Below are 20,208 nucleotides of genomic sequence, written 5' to 3'. Positions count from 1 at the left end.
TGTTGCAATGCGCCGCCAACCGGGCACACGGGCCGTGCGGGATTATTCCCGCTCGAGGGCCCGCAAGCGCCGGCGCAGCAGCGCCAATTGCTGAATGACCGCGGCATTGCGCTGCCATTCGCTGTGTTCGGCGTAAGGATACACGCCGGTGTAGCGGCCGGCCTTCGCAATGTTCGATGTCACCGCGGTGCCGCCCGAGATATTGACGTCGTCGGCGATGGCCAGGTGCCCGGACAGCATCGATGCGCCGCCGATGGTGCATCGCTCGCCGATGGTGGTCGAGCCGGCGATGCCGACACAGGCGGCAATGGCGGTATGCGCGCCGATCCGCACGTTGTGCGCCACCATGATCTGGTTGTCCAGCTTCACGCCGTCGCCCACGATCGTGTCGTCCAGCGCGCCGCGGTCGATGGTGGTGTTGGCGCCGATTTCGACATCGTTGCCCACCCTCACCCCGCCCAACTGCGGGATCTTGCCCCAGGCGCCGCGGCCCAGCGTGGGATCGGGCGCGAAACCGAAACCGTCGGCGCCCAGCACGGCGCCGCTGTGGATGATGGCCCGCTCGCCCACGTGCACGCCCGCGTACAGGGTGACGCGCGGATGCAGCAGGCTGTCGGCCCCTACCGTGGAGCCGGCGCCGATCACACAGCCCGGCCCCAGCCTGGCGCCGCGCCCGATGCGGGCGCCCGCCTCGATGACGCACTGCGCGCCGACCCGCGCATCGGCGTCGATCTCGGCGCTGGGGTCGACCACCGCGGACGGATGCACGCCGGCGGGCCCGGCCGGCCGGCTGGCGCGCTCGAACCACTGCGCCAGGCGCGCATACAGCAGATAGGGATGCTTGCACACCACCAGCACGTGGCCCGACGCGCCCTGCTCCTGCCGGGCCTGCGCGACGTCGGGCGTCACGATGACCGCGGCGGCGCGCGTGGTGGCCAGCTGATTCTGGTAGCGGGGATTGGACAGGAAGCTGATTTCCTCGTTTCCCGCCGAAGACAGCGTGCCGATGCCGCGGATCCTGGGCAGATCGGCGGCATCGGGGGCGCTCAGGTGCCAGTCCAGCCCCTGGGCATCGGTGCCGGCCAGCAGGACATCGAGAGCGAGCGCGTTTTCAGGGTCCAGCAGAACCGGCATGGGCGTGCTTATCGGCCCAGGCTCTGGATCACCTTGTCGGTGATATCGATACGGGGGTTGACCGTAACGGCGTCCTGGATGATGAGGTCGTAGTTCTCTTGCTCGGCAATGCGCTTGATGGCGTCATTGGCCTTGGTGACGATGCTCGAGAACTCTTCGTTGCGGCGGCGGTTGAAATCCTCCTGGAACTCGCGGCGCTTGCGCTGCAGGTCCATGTCGAGGTTGCTCAGCTCGCGCTGGCGCTTGACACGGTCCGATTCGGACAGCACCGGGGCATCCTTGTCGAACTTCTCGGCCTGCGAGCGCAGGCTGCTGCTCAGGCGCTGCAGTTCGTCGTCGCGGCGCTTGAATTCGGATTCGATCTTGCTTTGCGCCGCCTTGGCCGGACCCGATTCGCGCAGGATCCGCTCCGTGTTCACGAAGCCGATCTTGGTGCCTTGCGCCTGCGCGGTGACCGCCGCGGACGACCCGAACAGCAAAGCACCCGCCAGCGCCAGCGATACGCCCAGCTTGCCGGCCCCTCGTTTGGCGCGCTTGGAACCCGAGGTATTAAGTGCGAAATCAGACATCATGAAAATCTCACCTTCCAATGAGGTAAAGCAAAGACGATATTGTGCCACTAAACTGCGGGACGGCCGGGCAACCGGCCATTTCCCATGTTTTCATGCGTAACGGCTCGCAGGCTTCCCCGCAGCGATCAGAAACCCGTGCCGATCTGGAACTGGAACGCCTGCGTGTCGTCGCCGGACTTCGAATTCAGCGGGCGAGCGTACGACAACTGCAGCGGACCCAGCGGCGACTGCCACGACAGGCCGATACCGGCCGAGAAGCGCCAGCCGCACGGATCCTCCACTTCGCTGCCCGGCTTGCCGGCCGTGCACGACATGCCGCTGCCGGCCGCGACCTGGCCCGCATCGGTGAACACGAACCAGCGCAGCGTGCGGTCCTTCGAGGCGCCCGGGAACGGCAGGTACAGCTGGGCGTTGGCCACCATGCGGCGCGAACCGCCGATGTAGTCGCCCGTGAGGCGGTCGCGCGGGCCCAGCGAGGCGCCCTCGTAGCCGCGCACCGTGCCGATGCCGCCGGCGTACACGTTCTTGATCACCGGGTAGTCCAGGCCGCCGTAGCTGCGGCCGTAGTCGATCATGCCGTTCAGGGCCAGCGTGTAGCTGCGGCCCAGCGGCAGGTAGTACTGCTGCTGCGCCGTCAGCAGGTAGTACTTCAGATCCATCGTGGAGAAGTCGCCCTTCAGGCGCGTGTACGCGCCCTTGGTCGGCGCCAGCGCGCTGTCGCGCGTGTCCTTGGACCAGCCGGTGTTGAAGATCAGCGCGTTGGTCGAATCGCCGTACTGGTCGACGAAGTCGCGATAGGCCTGCGGCGAGTTGTTGTACAGATCGATCTGGTTGCGCTCGAACGTGCCGCCCAGGAAGATCCGGTCGTACTCGGAGATGGGCACGCCGAAGTTCATGCCCAGGCCCATGGCCTTCACGCGGTAGTCGCCGTCGTTGTTGTCCCACGGCTCGGTGACGCGGTAGTACGCCGAGGTGGTGCGGCTGATGCCGTCCTTGGTGAAATACGGATCGGTGTGCGAAAGCACCACGGCGCGGTTGGTCTTGCTGGTATTCAACTGCAGCGTCAGGTTGGTGCCGCTGCCGAAGACGTTGTCTTCGCTGATACCGGCCGACAGAATCGCCTTTTCGGACGAACCGTAGCCCACGCCCAGGTTGATGATGCCGGTGGGCTTTTCCTTGACGTCCACGTTGACGTCGACCTGGTCGGGCGAGCCCGGCACCGGATCGGTCTTGACGTTGACCTCGTTGAAATAGCCCAGGCGGTCGACGCGGTCGCGCGACACCTTGATGTCGCCCGCGTCGTACCAGGCGGCTTCCTGCTGGCGCATTTCGCGCCGCACCACTTCGTCGCGGGTGCGCGTGTTGCCGCCGATCTGGATGCGGCGCACGTAGACGCGGCGGCTCGGGTCGACGTAGAACGTGACGTCGGCCTCGTGCTTGGCGCGGTCGAGCTGCGGGTTGGGGTTGACGTTGGCGAATGCGTAGCCCAGGTCGCCCAGGTAGTCGGTAATGGCCTTGGCCGAGTTGTTGGCCTTGGCGGCGGAGAATACCTCGCCCGACTTGATCTCGACCAGGTTGTTGATTTCGCTGTCCAGCCCCATCAGGTTGCCGGCCAGCTTCACTTCGCGCACCTTGTAGGGCTCGCCCTCGTGCACGGTGATGGTGATGTAGATGTCCTTGCGGTCGGGCGAGATGGTGACCTGGGGCGGCTCGACCGTGAACTCCAGGTAGCCCTGGTCCAGGTAGAACGAGCGCAGCCGCTCGATGTCGCCTTCCAGCTTCTCGCGCGAGTACTTGTCGGTGTTGGTGTACCAGGTCAGCCAGCCCGGCGTGGTCAGGTCGAACTGGTCGAGCAGCTCGCCTTCCGAGAAAGCCTTGCTGCCGACCACGCGGATTTCGCGGATCTTGGCCACTTCGCCTTCGAACACGTCGAAACTGACGCCCACCCGGTTGCGCGGCAGCGGCGTGACCGTCGCGGTGACTTCGACGCCGTACTTGCCCTTGGCCAGGTACTGTTCTTTCAGCTCGTACTCGGCGCGTTCGAGCATGGACTGGTCGAAGATGCGCCCTTCGCCGAAACCCACCTGAGCCAGCGACTTGGTGATGGCCTTGGAGTCGAACTCGCGCATGCCATTGAAACTGATCGAGGCGATCGTGGGGCGCTCCTGCACCACGACCACGACGACGTTGTTGTCGGTCTGGATCTGCACGTCGCTGAAAAAGCCCGTGCCGTACAGGCGGCGCACCGCCTCGGTGGCCTCCTCGTCGGTGAACTTCTCGCCGACCTTGACCGGCAGGTAGCCGAACACCGTGCCGGCGTCGGTACGCTGAATGCCCTCCACGCGGATATCCCGCACGACAAAGGGCTCGAAGGCATGGGCCAGCGCGGGCGCAAGAAGCGCGGCGGCTAACAAACCCGGTATAACGCCCTTTTTGTGATGAAACATCCGGCGTAGAGACATCCTTGGGTATCCTTGGTCGTGCAAATGGCGGGGGATTTTATTCTATTCGTGCCTAAGTGAACAGGCGCGCAAAATCATTGAACAGTGCCAAGCCCATCAATCCTGCGAGCAGGCCGATGCCGGCTCGCTGGCCGATGTCTATCCAGCGATCGGAAACGGGACTGCCTTTTACAATTTCGACGAGATAGTACAGCAGATGCCCTCCGTCCAACATGGGTATCGGCAGCAGGTTCAATACGCCCAGGCTGATACTGATCAGCGCCAGGTAGGCAATATAGGCTTCCAGGCCGATCCGGGCGGTCTGGCCGGCATAATCGGCGATCGTGACCGGGCCGCTGATATTGCGCCAGGAGACCTCCCCCAGCACCATGCGGCCCATCATGCGCAACGACAGCCAGGCCGTGTCCCAGGTGCGCTGGGCGCCGCGCCAGACGCTGTCGATCACCCCGTAGCGCACCGTGACCATGGGGATATCCCCGCCCAGCTGCACGCCGATGCGGCCCACCTCCTGGCCCTGCACGGATTCGGCCCGCGGCACCACCGTCAGGGTCAGGCGGTCGGCGCCGCGCTGCACCGTCAGGGCCAGGGGCTGGCCGGCATGGCGCTGGATCAGGGCCACCAGCGCGCCCGCGTCCAGGTCGGCGGCCTGGCCGGCCGCCACGATCAGGTCGCCGCCACGCAGGCCGGCCTGCTCGCCGGCGCCGCCGGCGATGACCTCGCGCACCACCGGCTTGGGCTGGGCCAGGCGCAGGCCGGTCTCGGCCAGCGGGTCGCCGTCGGCCGGATCCAGGCGGTTGCCGCCCGGCACCTGCAGCACGAGACCGCGCGCCGCGCCGCCGGGGCCGCGCACTTCCAGCTGCGCCTCGCCCTGGCTGGAAAGCACGTCCAGCAGGCGCCAGCGCGCGTCATTCCAGGAATCGACCGCGCGCCCCTGCACCGCCTCGATGCGGTCGCCGGCCATCAGGCCGGCCTGCGCGGCCGGCGTGCCGGCCGCCGGCTGGCCCACCACCGGCGCGGGCACTTCGGTGCCGGCCAGGTTCAGGCCGGCATACAGGACCACGGCGAGAAAAAGATTGAACAGCGGCCCAGCGGCCACGATGGCGATGCGGCGCCCGACCGGCTGGGCATTGAAGGAGCGCGCCGCCTCGGCCGCGCTGGCGCCTGCCGGCGGATCGTCCTGCATCTTGACGTAGCCGCCCAGGGGGATCGCGGAAATGGCCCACTCGGTGCCGTGGCGGTCGGTGCGGCGCGCCAGCACCCGGCCGAACCCGACGGAAAAACGCAGCACGCGCACGCCGCACAGCCGGGCGATCCAGTAGTGGCCCAGTTCATGGAACGTAATTAGGGTGCCCAGGGCGACGACAAAGGCCAGCAGCGTGAAAAGCATGGATCAGACTCGGGTGGACGCGAAAGGCGGCCCGGCGCGTCACGCCAGGCCGAGATTGCCGGCGAATGAGCGCGCGCGCGCATCCAGGTCGAGCACGTCATCCAGGCTGGTCAGGGTAACAGATGCCTGCTTGGCCTGCCACTCGAGCACCGCCTCGATGACCCGGGCGACCCAGGTATAGCGCAGGCGCCCTTCCAGGAACGCGGCCACCGCGACTTCGTTGGCCGCGTTCAGGGCCACGCAGGCCGGCTGGCCGGCGCGCAGCGCGGCGAACGACAGCGCCAGGCACGGGAAGCGCTGCAGGTCGGGCTGCTCGAAATCCAGCCGCCCCCAGCGCGTCAGGTCCAGCAGCCCCACCCCGCTGGCCAGGCGCTCCGGAAAGCCCAGCCCGTAGGCGATGGGCGTGCGCATGTCGGGCTGTCCCAGTTGCGCCAGCACCGAGCCGTCGTCGTACTCGACCATGGAATGGACGACGCTTTGCGGATGGATCAGCACGTCGATGCGTTCGGACGGCATGGCGAACAGCCAATGGGCCTCGATGACCTCCAGTCCCTTGTTCAGCATGGTGGCCGAATCGACCGAAATCTTGCGCCCCATGCTCCAGTTGGGATGTGCGCAGGCCTGGGCCGGCGTCACTTCGTGCAGGTCGGCCGGGTCCTGGCGCCGGAACGGGCCGCCGGAGGCGGTCAGCAGCAGGCGCCGCACGCCGGGCGCGGGCGCGGTGGGCGCGGCCGCCCGGGCGCCCTGCGGCATGCACTGGAAGATGGCGTTGTGTTCGCTGTCGATGGGCAGCAATTCGGCGCCGTTCTCGCGCACGGCCGCCATGAACAGCGATCCGGCCGCCACCAGCGCTTCCTTGTTGGCCAGCAGCACCCGCTTGCCGGCCTGCGCCGCGGCCAGGGCCGCCGGCAGGCCGGCGGCGCCGACGATGGCGGCCATGACCGTGGTGCACTCGGGCGCGGCGGCCGTCTCGGCCAGCGTGCGCGGCCCGACCCGCACCTCGGGCATGGCGGCCTTGCCGCGCCAGGCGGCGCGAAAGCGCGCAGCCGCCGCATCGTCGGGCACGACCACCACGGCGGCGCCGCAGGCGGCCGCCTGGGCGGCCAGCTTGTCCATGCGGCTATAGGCCGACAGGGCATACACGCCCAGCCGATCCGGGTGGCGCGCGATAACGTCGAGCGTACTGTCGCCGATCGATCCGGTCGATCCCAGGACGGCGACGCGTTGAAAACGGGTCAAAACAACACTCCAGACATGAGCAACGCCAGCGGCGCCACCGGCAGGATGGCGTCGATGCGGTCATAGACGCCTCCGTGGCCGGGCAGCAGCGCGCTGGAATCCTTGCGGCCGGCGCGGCGCTTGAGCAAGGACTCGAACAGGTCGCCGACGATGGAGACGACGCCCAGCAAGGCGGCCGCCGGCAACGCCAGCCACCAGGACCAGCGTTCGACCAGCGCCTGGCCATAAGTTCCATCCCATTGGCTGCTCAGGGCGATCCACGCGACCGCGCCCAGCACGCCGGCCACCGCGCCGGCCACCGTCTTGCCCGGGCTGACCCGCGGCGCCAGCTTGCGCTTGCCGAAGGCGCGGCCGGCGAAATAGGCGGCGATATCGGCCACCCACACCAGCGCCAGCAGCGACACCACATAGGCGCCGCCGCGCGACAGATACATCAGCGCCAACACCGACCAGGCGGCCAGCACGGCGGGAATGGCGAACAGCGTCCAGCCCAGGCTGGCCGCCGGCGCGTCGGCGCGGCCGCGCGCGACCGCCGTGCCCGCGCCCAGCAGCCAGACGGCCACGATCGCCGGGGTGAGCCAGTAGCCGACCCAGACCTCGAGCCGCAGGCCGGACACGCCTCCCTGGATCCAGGCCTGCGCCATGGCCAGCATCGCCGCCAGCAGCGCCGCCGCCAGGCCGACGCACAGCGCACCCGAGGGGGGCTGGCGCACCGTCAGGCGCAGCCACTCCCAGGCGGCGCAGGCCGCGCCCAGCGCCAGCAAGGCGACGAACCACCACGGGTTGGCCAGCGCCAGCGTCAGGGCCAGGACGGCAAGCAATACGGCGGCGGTGATGATGCGCTGGCCCAGCATGAATACGTCTCCTTGGGGGTCAGCGCTTGGCGCCGCCGCGCAATTGCGCGCTGGTGCGGCCGAAGCGCCGCTCGCGCGTGCGATACCACTCGAAGGCGGCATCGAGCTCGTCGGCGCCGAAATCGGGCCAGAATTGTTCTGTGAAATAGAATTCGGCGTAGGCCAGTTGCCAGACCAGGAAGTTCGAAATGCGCTGTTCGCCGCCGGTGCGGATGAACAGGTCCGGTTCCGGCGCCCAGGCCATCGAAAGATGTTCGGCCAGCCGCGCCTCGTCGATGCGGTCGGGATCCTGGGCCAGGCCCGGATCGGCGCGCAGCATGGCGCGCGTGGCCTGCAGGATGTCCCAGCGGCCGCCGTAATTGGCCGCCACCGTCAGGTGCAGCCGGTCGTTGTGCTCGGTGCGTTCCTGCGCCTGGGCGATCAGTTCCTGCAGCTTGGGCTCGAACGCGCTCAGGTCTCCCACCACGTGCAGGCGCACGCCCTGGTCCTGCAATTTGTCGACTTCGCGCTCGAGCGCCTGCACGAACAGCCGCATCAACAGCGACACCTCGTCGGCCGGACGGCGCCAGTTCTCGGAACTGAATGCGAACAGAGTCAGGTAGCGCACGCCGCGCCGGCCGCAGGCCTCGACCACGCGGCGCACCGCGTGCACGCCCTTGGCGTGCCCTGCCGTGCGCGGCAGGTGGCGGCGCGTCGCCCAGCGGCCGTTGCCATCCATGATGATGGCTACGTGCCTGGGGATGTCCCCCGTTTCCGGAATCGCCTGAGTCGAACTGAGTGCCATGGCTGGAGCTTGGCGCAAGGCGGCAAGCAAAAAGGTATTGCAAAAGCCTGCGCCGTCGCGCCTGCGCCAAATCCGACAGGACCAGCGCGGCCGGGACGGCGCGTACGGAACAGATTCCGATATCGACACCGGAGCCGTCGATACGGCCCCGATACCTCAACCGGAATTATACGGTCATGATTTCCGCTTCTTTCTGGACGATCATCTTGTCGATGTCGCCGACGGCACGGTCAGTCAGTTTCTGGACATCATCCTGGGCGCGACGCTCGTCATCCTCGGAGATTTCCTTGTCCTTGACCAGCTTCTTGAGCGCCTCGTTGGCTTCGCGGCGCAGGTTGCGCACCGCCACCTTGGCGTCCTCGCCTTCGCTCTTGACCACTTTGGTCAGGTCGCGGCGGCGCTCCTCGGTCAGGGCCGGCATCGGCACGCGGATGGTTTCGCCCATCGAGACCGGATTCAGTCCCAGGTCCGACTCGCGAATCGCCTTTTCGATCGGGCCCGCCATGCTCTTCTCGTACGGCTGCACGCTGATGGTGCGGGCATCGACGAGATTCACGTTGGCGACCTGGCTGATCGGCACCGGCGAGCCGTAGTACTCGACCTGCACGTGATCCAGGATGCCGGTATGGGCGCGGCCCGTGCGGATCTTGGCCAGGCTCGCCTTGAGCGTTTCAAGCGATTTGGCCATCCTGGTTTCAGCGGACTTACGAATATCTGCGACGCTCATGGAATTTCCTTTTCTTAAACGTGTACCAGCGTGCCTTCGTCTTCGCCGCTGACGGCCCGCTTGAGGGCGCCGAACTTGTTGATCGAAAACACTTTGATGGGCAGCTTTTGGTCACGGCACAACGCGAACGCCGTGGCGTCCATGACCTCGAGCCGGCGCACGATGGCTTCGTCGAAGCTGATGCGCGCGTAGCGGGTCGCGGTCGGATCCTTGTTGGGATCGGCGCTGTAGATGCCGTCGACCTTGGTTGCCTTGAGCACGATTTCGGCGCCGATCTCCGCACCGCGCAGCGCGGCCGCGGTATCGGTGGTGAAGAACGGGTTGCCGGTGCCGGCCGCGAAGATCACGACCTTGCCCTCTTCGAGGTAGCGCAGGGCCTTGGGCCGGATGTAGGGCTCGACCACCTGGTCGATGTTCAGCGCCGACTGCACCCGCGTGTCGACGCCCTTGTGCTTGAGCGCGTCCTGCAGCGCCAGCGCGTTCATGATGGTTGCCATCATGCCCATGTAGTCGGCGGTCGCGCGGTCCATGCCCTGCGCGCCCGGGGCGACGCCACGGAAAATATTGCCTCCGCCGATGACGATGGCCAGTTCGACGCCCAGTGCGGCGACTTCGGCGATCTCATCGGTCATGCGGACGATGGTGGAGCGATTGATGCCAAAGGCATCTTCGCCCATCAGCGCCTCGCCGGAAAGTTTGAGAAGAACCCGTTTATATGATCTGCTGCTCATAGGTGATATCCCGAGAAACGATCCGACGAAAGTGTAAGACAAGAAATAGGCCGGCAGTTCGGGAAGCCCCGCCCTGGCCGGCCCCTACGATGACGCGTCAGGCGCGGCCAGCGGCGGCGGCGGCGACCTCGGAAGCGAAATCGGCGGTCTTCTTCTCGATCCCTTCACCAACGACGAACAGAACGAACTTGGTGATCGAAGCGCCCTTTTCCTTGAGCATCTGTTCGATCGTTTGCTTGTCGTTCTTGACGAAGGGTTGCGACAGCAGAGTAACTTCCTTCAGGAATTTCTGCACGGAACCTTCGACCATCTTGGCGACGATTTCGGCGGGCTTGCCCGATTCGGCGGCCTTCTGTTCGGCTACCGAGCGCTCGGCGGCGATGTCTTCGGCGTTGACGCCGTCGGCATTGAGGGCCTTGGGCTTGGTCGCGGCGATGTGCATGGCCAGGTCCTTGCCCACTTCCTCGGCGCCCGAGAACTCGACCAGTACGCCGATCTTGCCGCCGTGCACGTAGCTGGCCAGCGAGTTCGGGGTCTGGATGCGCTCGAAGCGGCGTACCGAGATGTTTTCGCCGATCTTGCCCACCAGCGCGGTGCGGGTGGTCTCGACCGTGCCTTCGCCGAACGGCAGCGCCGACAGCGCGGCCACGTCGCCCGGATTCTGCGTGGCGACCAGCTCGGCCAGCTTGTTGATGAAATCGATGAAATCGGTGTTCTTGGCGACGAAGTCGGTCTCGCAGTTGACTTCGATGACGGCGCCCTGCTTACCGTCGGCGGCGATGTACAGGCCGATCAGGCCTTCGGCGGTCACGCGGGCGGCGGCCTTGCTGGCCTTGTTGCCCAGCTTGACGCGCAGGATTTCCTCGGCGCGGGCCAGATCACCTTCGGCTTCGGTCAGAGCCTTCTTGCACTCCATCATGGGCGCATCGGTCTTTTCGCGCAGTTCCTTGACCAGGGCGGCGGTAATTTCAGCCATGTTTGCTCCAAATTCGCTAAGACATGGCCCGGCAAGCATGAACCGGGACATATGGTTGATTCGATATGGCACCCGCCTGGGCGGGTCGTGAGGCGGGAGCCCACCTCGGCGCCGGCATCCGGGCGGCAGCCCGGGCGCCCAGCGCCCGAGGCTTGCCGGCCCGGCCGGCGCGGCAACCGGCTATCAGGCCTGGTTGTCCTGCACTTCGACGAACTCTTCCTGGCCTTCGCCGATTTCCTCGACCAGGCCATTGATGTTCTGCTCGCGGCCTTCCAGCACGGCGTCGGCCATGCCCTTGGCGTACAGCGCGATGGCGCGGGCCGAGTCGTCGTTGCCGGGAATGACATGGTCGATGCCGTCGGGCGAGTGGTTGGTATCAACCACGGCCACGACCGGGATGCCCAGCACCTTGGCTTCGGCGACCGCGATCTTGTGGTAGCCGACGTCGATGACGAACAGCGCGTCGGGCAGGCCGTTCATGTCCTTGATGCCGCCGATCGACTTGTTCAGCTTGTCCAGTTCGCGCTGGAACAGCAGGCCTTCCTTCTTGGTCATGCGCTCGAAGCCGCCGTCGGCGACCATGGCTTCCATGTCCTTCAGGCGCTTGATCGAGCTCTTGACCGTCTTGAAGTTGGTCAGCATGCCGCCGAGCCAGCGGGCGTCGACGTAGGGCATGCCGCAGCGGGCGGCTTCGGTTGCCACCAGTTCGCGCGCGGCGCGCTTGGTGCCGACGAACAGGATGTTGCCGCCACGGGCGACCAGTTGCTTGACGAACTTCGAGGCTTCCTGGTACTTGGCGACCGTCTGCTCGAGGTTGATGATGTGAATCTTGTTACGGTGACCGAAGATGTACGGGGCCATCTTGGGGTTCCAGTAACGGGTCTGGTGGCCGAAGTGGACGCCAGCTTCCAGCATTTCACGCATGAGGGACATAACTATCTCCGAGGGTTAAGTCTTGCGCTACACCTGCATCGGATAAAACCGACACCCTGGGTGGCATAACGCGCGATTTCCTGACAAACAGGATGAAATAAAAAAAACAAACCGAGCCGACCGATCGCCGCGCCCCAAACCAGGGACGCAGCAATGAACCCAGACGGTCGCGGGCGCACGCGGCCGGCGCCACCTGTCTCGATCCGCGCTGGCGGCCGACATTGTCGCCCCCAGCTGGCTGCCTTGTTGGCAGCGGAATCGGGCCGCTGGAATCAGGATCCCGGGGCAGTTCTTCAGGCAGCCCGCCAGCGCGAGCCGCCAAGAACTTAAGCCGGGCGCCCACACCGCGCCTGCACCGCTGCTCTAAAGCGTCGATCGAGAAAATGGTGCCACATCAACCCGCGATACCGCGCAACGCGCCAACCGCAGGCCAAAGCCAGTCTACCCTTTCCCAGCCATCCGGCCCATCCGGCCCGCCTCGCCCCGCACAATTCGCCCAAAACACCGGGCAAGACTCCGTGCGAACGCAAGACAAACCGTATAGCCTTACACTTACTGCTTTGCTACTTGCCTGCCTGCCCTTTCAACCGGCCTGTCCTCGCGCCTATCGTCGCGCAAGACAAATCACGTTCGACATCACATTCCGGGCCAAGACAGGGCGTGCTTTTCCAGGCAAGCCTACAATTCTACTATTTTTCGACCGCGCCACTCAAGCTGATACATGGGCATCGTTACCGATCCGGCCGATCTGGCCAAAATGCGCGCCGCCTGCCAAGACGCCGCCAAAATCCTCGACTTCATTACGCCGTACGTCAAACCAGGCGTCACGACGGGCGAGCTGGACAAGCTGTGCCTGGCCTACCTGACCGACGAACTGAAGGTCAAGTCGGCCACCATAGGCTACGCCCCACCCGGCTACCCGCCCTTCACCGGCGCCATCTGCACCTCGGTCAACCACCAGGTCTGTCATGGCATACCGGGCGACAAGGTGCTCAAGAACGGCGATTCGCTCAACATCGACGTCACCATCATCAAGGATGGCTGGTTCGGCGATACCAGCCGCATGTATCACGTGGGCGAGCCCTCGATCCTGTCGCGCCGCCTGACCGACATCACCTACGACTGCATGTGGAAAGGCATCGAACAGGTGCGCAATGGCGCCACGCTGGGCGATATCGGCCATGCCATCCAGAAGTACGCCGAGGCGCAGGGTTTCTCGGTGGTGCGCGAATTCTGCGGCCACGGCATCGGCCAGCGCTTCCATGAAGACCCGCAGGTGCTGCACTACGGCAAGCCCGGCACCGGCGTCAAGCTGGTGACCGGCATGCTGTTCACGGTCGAGCCCATGATCAACGCCGGCCGGCGCGAAATCCGCCAGCTGGCCGACGGCTGGACGGTGGTGACGCGCGACCACAGCCTGTCGGCCCAGTGGGAGCACACGGTGCTGGTCACCGATACCGGCTACGAAGTGCTGACGGTCTCGCCCGGCATGCCCGCCCCGCCGGCCTTCGTGACACGGCCGGTCGAAATCCCGGCTCTCTGACCCCCGCCGCCGCGCGGCAAGGCTGCCCCATGCCCCACGTCGATCTGAATCCGCTGAAGCAGCGCATGCAGGCCGCCCGGGCGGCAGCCGTCGCGCAGTTTCGCCAGCATCCCCGGCCGGACATGCTGCTGACCGAATTGCGGCGCATCGTCGACCAGGCGCTGCGCGAGCTGGTCAAGCTGTGTCCGCTGCCGGCCGGCGCCACCCTGGCGGCGGTCGGCGGCTATGGCCGCGGCGAACTGTATCCGCATTCCGACGTCGACCTGCTGATCCTGCTGCCGCAGCCCCCGTCGGCGGCCGATGCGCGCGCGGTCGAGGCATTGGTGGCCGCCCTGTGGGACCTGGGCCTGGAACCCGGCCATAGCGTGCGCACGCTGGAAGACTGCGAGCGCGAGGCGCGCGGCGACATCACCGTCGAGACGGCGCTGCTGGAATCGCGCTGGCTGGCCGGCAGCCGCACGCTCATGAAGCGCCTGGACAGCGCCATGCAGGCACGGCTGGACGCGGCGGTGTTCTTCCAGGCCAAGCGGGTGGAGATGCAGCAGCGCCACGCCCGCTACCAGGACACGCCCTACGCGCTGGAACCCAATTGCAAGGAGTCGCCTGGCGGCCTGCGCGACCTGCAGGTCATCCTGTGGATGGCCCGCGCCGCCGGCTTCGGCCACAGCTGGCGCGAGGTGGCCCAGGCCGGCTTGCTCACCTCGTCCGAAGCGCGCGATCTGCGGCGCGCCGAACAGGCCTTCAAGCGCCTGCGCATCGAGCTGCACCTGCTGACGGGCCGGCGCGAAGACCGCGTCCTGTTCGACCTGCAACCGGGCCTGGCCGCGGTCTATGGCATTGCGTCGACGGCGACGCGGCGCGCCAGCGAACTGCTGATGCAGCGTTATTACTGGGCCGCGCGCCTGGTGACCCAGCTCAATGTCATCCTGGTACAGAACATCGAGGAACGGCTGTTCCCGCGCCCGGACAGCGACGCGCGCCTGATCGACGACGATTTCCGCAACCTGCGCGAGCGGCTGGACATCGTGCGCGAGGATGGCTTCGAGCGCAATCCGACGCTGCTGCTGCGCGCCTTCCTGGTGATGCAGCAGCATCCGGAACTGATCGGCATGTCGGCCCGCACGCTGCGCGCCATCTGGCATTCGCGCCACCGCATCGACGCGCAGTTCCGCCGCAATCCGGTCAACCGCAAGCTGTTCCTGCAGATCCTGCAGCAGCCGCGCGGCATCGTCCACGAGTTGCGCCGCATGACCATGCTCAACATCCTGCCGCGCTACCTGCCGGTGTTCCGGCGCATCGTCGGCCAGATGCAGCACGACCTGTTCCATGTCTATACGGTCGACCAGCACACCCTGGCGGTCGTGCGCAACCTGCGCCGCTTCACCATGCCCGAGCACGCCCAGGAATACCCGCTGGCCAGCCAGCTGATCGCCGGCCTGGACCGCCACTGGCTGCTGTATGTCGCGGCGCTGTTCCACGATATCGCCAAGGGCCGCGGCGGCGATCATTCCGAACTGGGCGCGCGCGAGGTGCGCCGCTTCGCGCAGGACCACGGCCTGGATCCGGCCGATGCCGAGCTGGTCGAGTTCCTGGTGCGCCATCACCTGCTGATGTCGGCGGTCGCCCAGAAGCGCGACCTGTCCGACCCGCAGGTGGTGCGCGACTTCGCCGCCCAGGTGGGCGACGAACGCCGCCTGGCCGCCCTCTACCTGCTGACCGTGGCCGACATCCGCGGCACCAGCCCGCGCGTCTGGAACGCCTGGAAGGGCAAACTGCTGGAAGACCTTTTCCGCCTGGCCCTGGCGGCGCTGGGCGGCGCGCACGCCGACGCGCACACCGTGCTGACCGAGCGCAAGGACGAGGCGGCCCGCCTGACCCGCCTGGCGGGCCTGCGCGACGACGCCCGCGAAGCCTTCTGGAACCAGCTGGACATCGCCTACTTCCTGCGCCACGACGCCTCCGAGATCGCCTGGCACACGCGCCACCTGTATTACCAGGTGGCGCCCGACGAGCCGGTGGTGCGGGTCCGCCCCACCGAGCACGGCGAGGGGCTGCAGGTCATGGTCTACACGCGCGACGCGCCGGATCTGTTCGTGACGACCTGCGGCTACTTCGACGCCAAGTCGCTCAGCGTGCAGGATGCGCGCGTGCACACCACCCGCCACGGCTGGGCGCTGGACAGCTTCATCGTGCTGGCGCCCGAGGGCTTCGCCGACCTGCGCGCCCAGGCCACCCTGGTGGAGCACGAGCTGGCCGAACGCCTGCGCGATCCGCACGCCGCCCGGCACGCACATGCGCCACGGCGCCTGCCGCACAGCCACGCCCGGCGCTCGCGGGTGTTTCCGGTCATGCCGCAGGCCGAGCTCTCGCCCGACGAACGCAGCCAGTCCTGGCGCCTGTCGGTCACCGCGACCGACCGGCCCGGCCTGCTGTACGCGCTGGCGCGCGTATTCGCCGAACACGGCGTGGACCTGATCATGGCCAAGATCATGACGCTGGGCGAACGCGTCGAGGACGTGTTCATCGTGTCGGGCTCGGCGCTGGAGCGCCCGCGCAGCCAGATGCAGTTCGAACGCGCCATCCTGGACGCGCTGGCCGGCGACGAGCCGCGCCAGCAGGCCGCCTGAACGGCCGCGGCCTTCACCCCGCCACCGCCCCCGCCGCCATGCCATACAACGAGTACCTGCTGGTTTTCGGACGCAGCTTCTTCTTTGCCCTGGCCACGCTGCTGCCGTTTCTCAACCCGCCGGCCATCACGCCGATCTTCTGGACGCTGACCGAGGGCGCGTCCAAGCAGACCCTCGCCCAGCTGTCCAAGCGCGTGGCCATCAACGTGGCGTTGATGATGATCGGCGCCATGATCGCCGGCAACGTGGTGCTCAGTTTCTTCGGGATTTCGCTGGCCATCGTACGCGTGGGCGGCGGCATGCTGGTCATCTACAGCGCCTGGCGGCTGGTCAACTCGCCCGATGCCGATACGTCGCGGCACGCCCAGATGGCCGAATCGTTCACGCCCGAGATGGCGCAGGCGCGCGCCTTCTACCCGCTCACCTTTCCGATCAGCTGCGGCCCCGGCACCATCGCCGCCTGCATCACGGTAGGCGCGTCGCTGCGCGACGAAAACCACATGCTCAGCCTGGCGCGCCTGGCCGGCTCGCTGCCCGGCGTGGCGCTGGTGGCCTTCACCCTGTTCATCTGCCTGCGCTTTGCCGCGCAGATGCTGCACCGGCTGGGCGACAACGGCACCGCCGTGTTCATGCGGCTGTCGGCGTTCATCATGCTGTGCCTGGGCGTGCAGATCTTCTGGAGCGACGCGAGCGAACTGCTGCTGGACGTCATGCGGCAGATCATGCAACCTATTGCGGCGCCGCCGGCCTAACCCTGGCGCGGCCATCCGCCCGCCCCTTTCCGTTTCCCGTCCCTGCCCCCATGACCCGATACCGCGAACGCCTGCTTTTCCTGATCGCCATCCTGTGCTTTGGCGCCGTGGGCCTGGCCCTGCTGTCGCAGCATGTCTTCGATATGCCGCCGTGCGCCTGGTGCGTGCTGCAGCGGCTGATCTACCTGTGCATCGGCGTGGTGGCCCTGGCCGGCGCGCTGGCCGGCGCCATCGCGGCGCGCCTGGCCGCCATGCTGGCGGCGCTGCTGGCCATCTGCGGCATCGTCGCCGCCTGGTACCAGTACAGCGTGGCGGCCAAGATGCTGTCGTGCGACCAGACCTTCGCCGATCGTTTCATGAGCGCCACGGGACTGGACGGCGCCCTGCCCTGGCTGTTCGGCATCTATGCCACCTGCATGGACGCCACGGTGGCGGTGCTGGGCATCGAGTATGCGATATGGAGCCTGGCGCTGTTCGTAATCGTGCTGGCGCTGGCCCTGCCGGCGGCGTTGCGGCGCAACGCCTGACGGCCGCGCGGCCGGCTTGCGCAAGCCGGCCGCGCCGCGCCGGTCAGGCGTCGTTGGCCGCGTAGCCCATGTTGAACTGCAGGCCGCCGGCCTCTTCGTCGCCGGCGCTGCTGTCGCGCGACTGGCCCAGGCGGGCCAGGTATTCGGCGGTGATGTCGCCGGTCACGTACTCGCCGTCGAAACACGATGCCTCGAAGCGGCTCAGGCGCGGATTGATGTCACGCACCGCCTGCTGCATGTCCTGCAGGTCCTGGTAGATCAGCGCGTCGGCGCCGATGGTGCGGGCGATTTCGTCATCGGTGCGGCCGGTGGCGATCAGTTCCTTCTGGGTCGGCATGTCGATGCCGTACACGTTGGGGAATCGCACCGGAGGCGCCGCGGAGGCGAAATACACCTTGTTGGCGCCGGCCGCGCGCGCCATGTCGACGATCTCGCGGCTGGTGGTGCCGCGCACGATGGAATCGTCGACCAGCAGCACGTTCTTGCCCTTGAATTCCATGCCGATGGCGTTCAGTTTCTGGCGCACCGATTTGCGGCGCACCGCCTGGCCCGGCATGATGAACGTACGGCCCACGTAGCGGTTCTTGATCAGGCCTTCGCGATAGTCCAGCCCCAGCCGGTGCGCCAGCTGCATGGCGGCCGGACGCGACGAGTCGGGAATCGGCATCACCACGTCGATATCGCCCAGGCGCATGCTGCGCGCGACCTTGTCGGCCAGGTATTCGCCCATGCGCAGGCGCGCGTCGTACACCGAGACGCCGTCGATCAGCGAATCGGGGCGGGCAAAGTACACGTACTCGAAGATACACGGCACCAGTTGCGCATTGTCGGCGCACTGGCGGCTGGTCATGCGGCCGTCGAGGTCGACGAATATCGCCTCGCCGGGCTCGACGTCGCGCACGAAGGCAAAACCGCTGCCTTCTAGCGCCACGGATTCCGAGGCGGCCATCCATTCCACGCCTTCCTCGGTCTCCTGGCGGCCGATGCACAGCGGCCGGATGCCGTGGGGATCGCGAAACGCCAGCATGCCGTAGCCCGAGATCTGCGCCACCACGGCGTAGGCGCCCTTGACGCGCTGGTGCACCGCGGAGACAGCGCGAAAGATCGTGTCATCGTCGAGCGACACGCCGCTGGCGGCCGATTGCAGCTCGTGCGCCAGCACATTGAGCAGCACTTCGGAATCGGAATTGGTATTGATGTGGCGGCGGTCGGCGCGGTAGAGCGACTCGCGCAGCTCGCGCCAGTTGGTCAGGTTGCCGTTGTGGGCGAACATGATGCCGAACGGCGCATTGACGTAGAACGGCTGCGCCTCTTCCTCGCTGGCGCTGGAGCCGGCGGTGGGATAGCGCACCTGGCCCACGCCGCTGGTGCCCGGCAGCGCGCGCATGTTGCGGGTACGGAACACATCGCGCACCAGGCCGTGCGCCTTGTACATGTTGAAGTGGTTGCCCTGCAGCGTGGCGATGCCCGCCGCGTCCTGCCCCCGGTGTTGCAGCAGCAGCAAGCTGTCATAGAGCAGCTGGTTGACCGGCCCGCGCCCAATGACACCGACGATTCCACACATGGTGAGTTCCTAGTAGATAAAGCGTAAAGCGAAAAGCGAATTCAGTAAGGCAGCCACGTCGCCAGCGAGGGCGGCAGCCAGGACTTGACCTGCCGGACGGCCTCGGTGGCCGAGTGCGAGAACATGGCGTCGCGCCACCAGTCTTCCTGCGGCAAGGGCGTGAAACCCGCCAGCGCCACCAGTACCAGCACCAGCACCAGGCCGCGCGCCAGGCCGAACATCGCGCCCAGGCCATGGTCGGCCGGCGTCAGGCCGGTGGTGCGGATCAGGGCGGCGAGCGTCATGTTGACCAGGCCGACGGCCAGCAGCACGATGATGAACACCACGGCATAGGCGATGCCCATGCGCAGCAGCGCGGTTTCGATATACGGTTCAAGCCAGACATAGACCGTGGGCCCCCACCAGATCGCCGCGACGAACGCCAGCAGATAGGCAAGCAGCGACAGAATTTCCTTGAGCAGTCCACGCACCAGCCCCAGCACGGCCGACACGGCCAGGATCGTCAGGACGACGAAATCGAAGCCGGTCACTGTGCGGCGATGAAACCGTTGTCATAGCCCAGCGTGCGCAGGCGCGCCTGCGCCGCCTGGGCCGCCTCGCGCGAGGGGAACGGCCCCACGCGCAGTCGATACTGTTGCTTGCCGTTGATCGAGGCCTGCTCGACGAATGCATTGGTGACGCCGGCCTGGTGCAGCTTGCCGCGGCGCGCCTGCGCATCGGCCTGCGTGGTATAGGAAGCCACCTGCAGCACGAAATTGCCGTTGGCGGCCGGCTTGGGCTGCGCCGGCGGCGGCGAACGCCCCTCCAGCAGCGCTATCGCGCGCGCGCCGTCGTCCGAGCGCGCCGGCGCCGCCGGCTTGGCGGGCTTGGGTTCCGGCTTGGCCTCGGGCTTGGGCGCGGCCGGCGGCGTGGCGGCCTGCTGCGGCGGCGTGGCCGGCGGCTGGGCCGCGGGCGGCGTCTGGGGCTGGGCCGGCGTCTGGCCCGGAGGCGGCGTCTGCGGCGGCGCGGACGCCAGCGCGGGCGGCTGCGGCGCGCCCGCCTCGGGCGTGCCGGCCGGCGCCTGCGGCGCGGGCTGTTCCGGCTGCGGCGCGGCGGCCTGCGGATCGTTGACCGTGGGCTGGAAGGCCGAATTGCGGTCCGGGACGCGGATGGGGATGTCGCTGTCGACCGGCACGGGCTCGGAGTCGAGGATCATGGGCAGGACGATGACCGCGGCGAGCACCAATGCGACGGCGCCTGCCAGGCGGCGCCTGGCCCGGGCCCGCAGCTCGGCGGCCTGCGCCTCGCTGGATACGGATGGACGCGGTCGCGAGGACTGCGTCTCGGAGGCCGAATCTTTGCTAGTGAACAATCCCATGGAGCAGAATTCCTTGCGGGCGGGGCCGGTGCGCGCCGC

The 20,208-nt window shown here is 67.3% G+C and carries 18 protein-coding genes; 4 read left to right on the top strand and 14 right to left on the bottom strand.

All coding sequences use genetic code 11. The annotated features are described in order from the left end of the window. Nucleotides 1–42 precede the first annotated feature (42 nt). The 11 genes from lpxD to rpsB form a co-directional block, all read right to left on the bottom strand. Nucleotides 43–1,134 (bottom strand): UDP-3-O-(3-hydroxymyristoyl)glucosamine N-acyltransferase, encoded by a 1,092-nt coding sequence (gene lpxD / locus LK409_RS05615; protein WP_003811779.1) that lies wholly within the window; start codon nucleotides 1,132–1,134, stop codon nucleotides 43–45. A gap of 8 nt (nucleotides 1,135–1,142) precedes the next feature. After that, complete coding sequence (locus LK409_RS05610) at nucleotides 1,143–1,706, bottom strand: OmpH family outer membrane protein (RefSeq protein ID WP_003811782.1); 564 nt, start codon at nucleotides 1,704–1,706, stop codon at nucleotides 1,143–1,145. A 125-nt stretch (nucleotides 1,707–1,831) separates the two neighbouring features. After that, nucleotides 1,832–4,168: an outer membrane protein assembly factor BamA gene (gene bamA / locus LK409_RS05605; RefSeq protein ID WP_010928082.1), complete on the bottom strand. Its 2,337-nt coding sequence runs from the start codon at nucleotides 4,166–4,168 to the stop codon at nucleotides 1,832–1,834. Nucleotides 4,169–4,220: 52 nt separating this feature from the next. Beyond that, complete coding sequence (gene rseP, locus LK409_RS05600; protein ID WP_003811786.1) at nucleotides 4,221–5,555, bottom strand: RIP metalloprotease RseP; 1,335 nt, start codon at nucleotides 5,553–5,555, stop codon at nucleotides 4,221–4,223. 39 nt (nucleotides 5,556–5,594) lie between these two features. Continuing rightward, nucleotides 5,595–6,794 carry a 1-deoxy-D-xylulose-5-phosphate reductoisomerase gene (locus LK409_RS05595; protein WP_010928081.1) on the bottom strand — a complete coding sequence of 400 codons (1,200 nt, stop codon included), beginning with the start codon at nucleotides 6,792–6,794 and terminating at the stop codon, nucleotides 5,595–5,597. Continuing rightward, entirely contained in the window at nucleotides 6,791–7,648 is an 858-nt protein-coding gene (locus LK409_RS05590; protein ID WP_010928080.1) for a phosphatidate cytidylyltransferase, read from the bottom strand. Before LK409_RS05590 ends, LK409_RS05595 begins: the two co-directional genes overlap by 4 nt. A gap of 19 nt (nucleotides 7,649–7,667) precedes the next feature. Further along, nucleotides 7,668–8,432, bottom strand: a complete 765-nt coding sequence (uppS, locus tag LK409_RS05585; protein ID WP_010930350.1) for a polyprenyl diphosphate synthase — start codon at nucleotides 8,430–8,432, stop codon at nucleotides 7,668–7,670. A 166-nt stretch (nucleotides 8,433–8,598) separates the two neighbouring features. Further along, nucleotides 8,599–9,159 (bottom strand): ribosome recycling factor, encoded by a 561-nt coding sequence (gene frr / locus LK409_RS05580; RefSeq protein ID WP_003811796.1) that lies wholly within the window; start codon nucleotides 9,157–9,159, stop codon nucleotides 8,599–8,601. A 14-nt stretch (nucleotides 9,160–9,173) separates the two neighbouring features. Beyond that, nucleotides 9,174–9,890, bottom strand: coding sequence for a UMP kinase (gene pyrH, locus LK409_RS05575; protein ID WP_010928079.1), 717 nt, complete (start codon nucleotides 9,888–9,890; stop codon nucleotides 9,174–9,176). A gap of 97 nt (nucleotides 9,891–9,987) precedes the next feature. Continuing rightward, nucleotides 9,988–10,866, bottom strand: coding sequence for a translation elongation factor Ts (tsf, locus tag LK409_RS05570; protein WP_010928078.1), 879 nt, complete (start codon nucleotides 10,864–10,866; stop codon nucleotides 9,988–9,990). Nucleotides 10,867–11,049: 183 nt separating this feature from the next. After that, nucleotides 11,050–11,799 carry a 30S ribosomal protein S2 gene (gene rpsB / locus LK409_RS05565; protein WP_003811803.1) on the bottom strand — a complete coding sequence of 250 codons (750 nt, stop codon included), beginning with the start codon at nucleotides 11,797–11,799 and terminating at the stop codon, nucleotides 11,050–11,052. A 721-nt stretch (nucleotides 11,800–12,520) separates the two neighbouring features. Here rpsB and map point away from each other — a divergent pair. From map to LK409_RS05545, 4 genes are read left to right on the top strand one after another with little or no spacing between them, the layout of a single operon-like run. Next, nucleotides 12,521–13,342 carry a type I methionyl aminopeptidase gene (gene map, locus LK409_RS05560; protein WP_003811806.1) on the top strand — a complete coding sequence of 274 codons (822 nt, stop codon included), beginning with the start codon at nucleotides 12,521–12,523 and terminating at the stop codon, nucleotides 13,340–13,342. Between the two features lie 29 nt (nucleotides 13,343–13,371). After that, nucleotides 13,372–15,969: a [protein-PII] uridylyltransferase gene (locus LK409_RS05555; RefSeq protein ID WP_010928077.1), complete on the top strand. Its 2,598-nt coding sequence runs from the start codon at nucleotides 13,372–13,374 to the stop codon at nucleotides 15,967–15,969. 38 nt (nucleotides 15,970–16,007) lie between these two features. Beyond that, on the top strand, nucleotides 16,008–16,721 hold the full coding sequence (locus LK409_RS05550; RefSeq protein WP_010928076.1) for a MarC family protein: 714 nt from the start codon (nucleotides 16,008–16,010) through the stop codon (nucleotides 16,719–16,721). 50 nt (nucleotides 16,722–16,771) lie between these two features. After that, nucleotides 16,772–17,248, top strand: a complete 477-nt coding sequence (locus LK409_RS05545) for a disulfide bond formation protein B (protein WP_003811812.1) — start codon at nucleotides 16,772–16,774, stop codon at nucleotides 17,246–17,248. Nucleotides 17,249–17,291: 43 nt separating this feature from the next. On the opposite strand, the gene purF is transcribed toward LK409_RS05545, so the two are convergent. Genes purF through LK409_RS05530 form a run of 3 tightly spaced genes read right to left on the bottom strand, consistent with a single transcriptional unit; the run spans nucleotide 17,292 to nucleotide 20,169 of the window. Next, nucleotides 17,292–18,812, bottom strand: a complete 1,521-nt coding sequence (purF, locus tag LK409_RS05540) for an amidophosphoribosyltransferase (protein WP_010928075.1) — start codon at nucleotides 18,810–18,812, stop codon at nucleotides 17,292–17,294. Nucleotides 18,813–18,853: 41 nt separating this feature from the next. After that, nucleotides 18,854–19,342 carry a CvpA family protein gene (locus LK409_RS05535; RefSeq protein WP_003811815.1) on the bottom strand — a complete coding sequence of 163 codons (489 nt, stop codon included), beginning with the start codon at nucleotides 19,340–19,342 and terminating at the stop codon, nucleotides 18,854–18,856. Further along, nucleotides 19,339–20,169 (bottom strand): SPOR domain-containing protein, encoded by an 831-nt coding sequence (locus LK409_RS05530; RefSeq protein ID WP_003811818.1) that lies wholly within the window; start codon nucleotides 20,167–20,169, stop codon nucleotides 19,339–19,341. The genes LK409_RS05535 and LK409_RS05530 overlap by 4 nt, the downstream gene beginning before the upstream one ends. Nucleotides 20,170–20,208 lie beyond the last annotated feature (39 nt).

Origin of the sequence: Bordetella parapertussis (assembly GCF_020735925.1) — a bacterium.
In the GTDB taxonomy this organism is placed as follows: domain Bacteria; phylum Pseudomonadota; class Gammaproteobacteria; order Burkholderiales; family Burkholderiaceae_B; genus Bordetella; species Bordetella pertussis.
The sequence above is the reverse complement of the archived record's forward strand: the minus strand, read 5'-3'. Positions and strand labels throughout refer to the sequence as shown.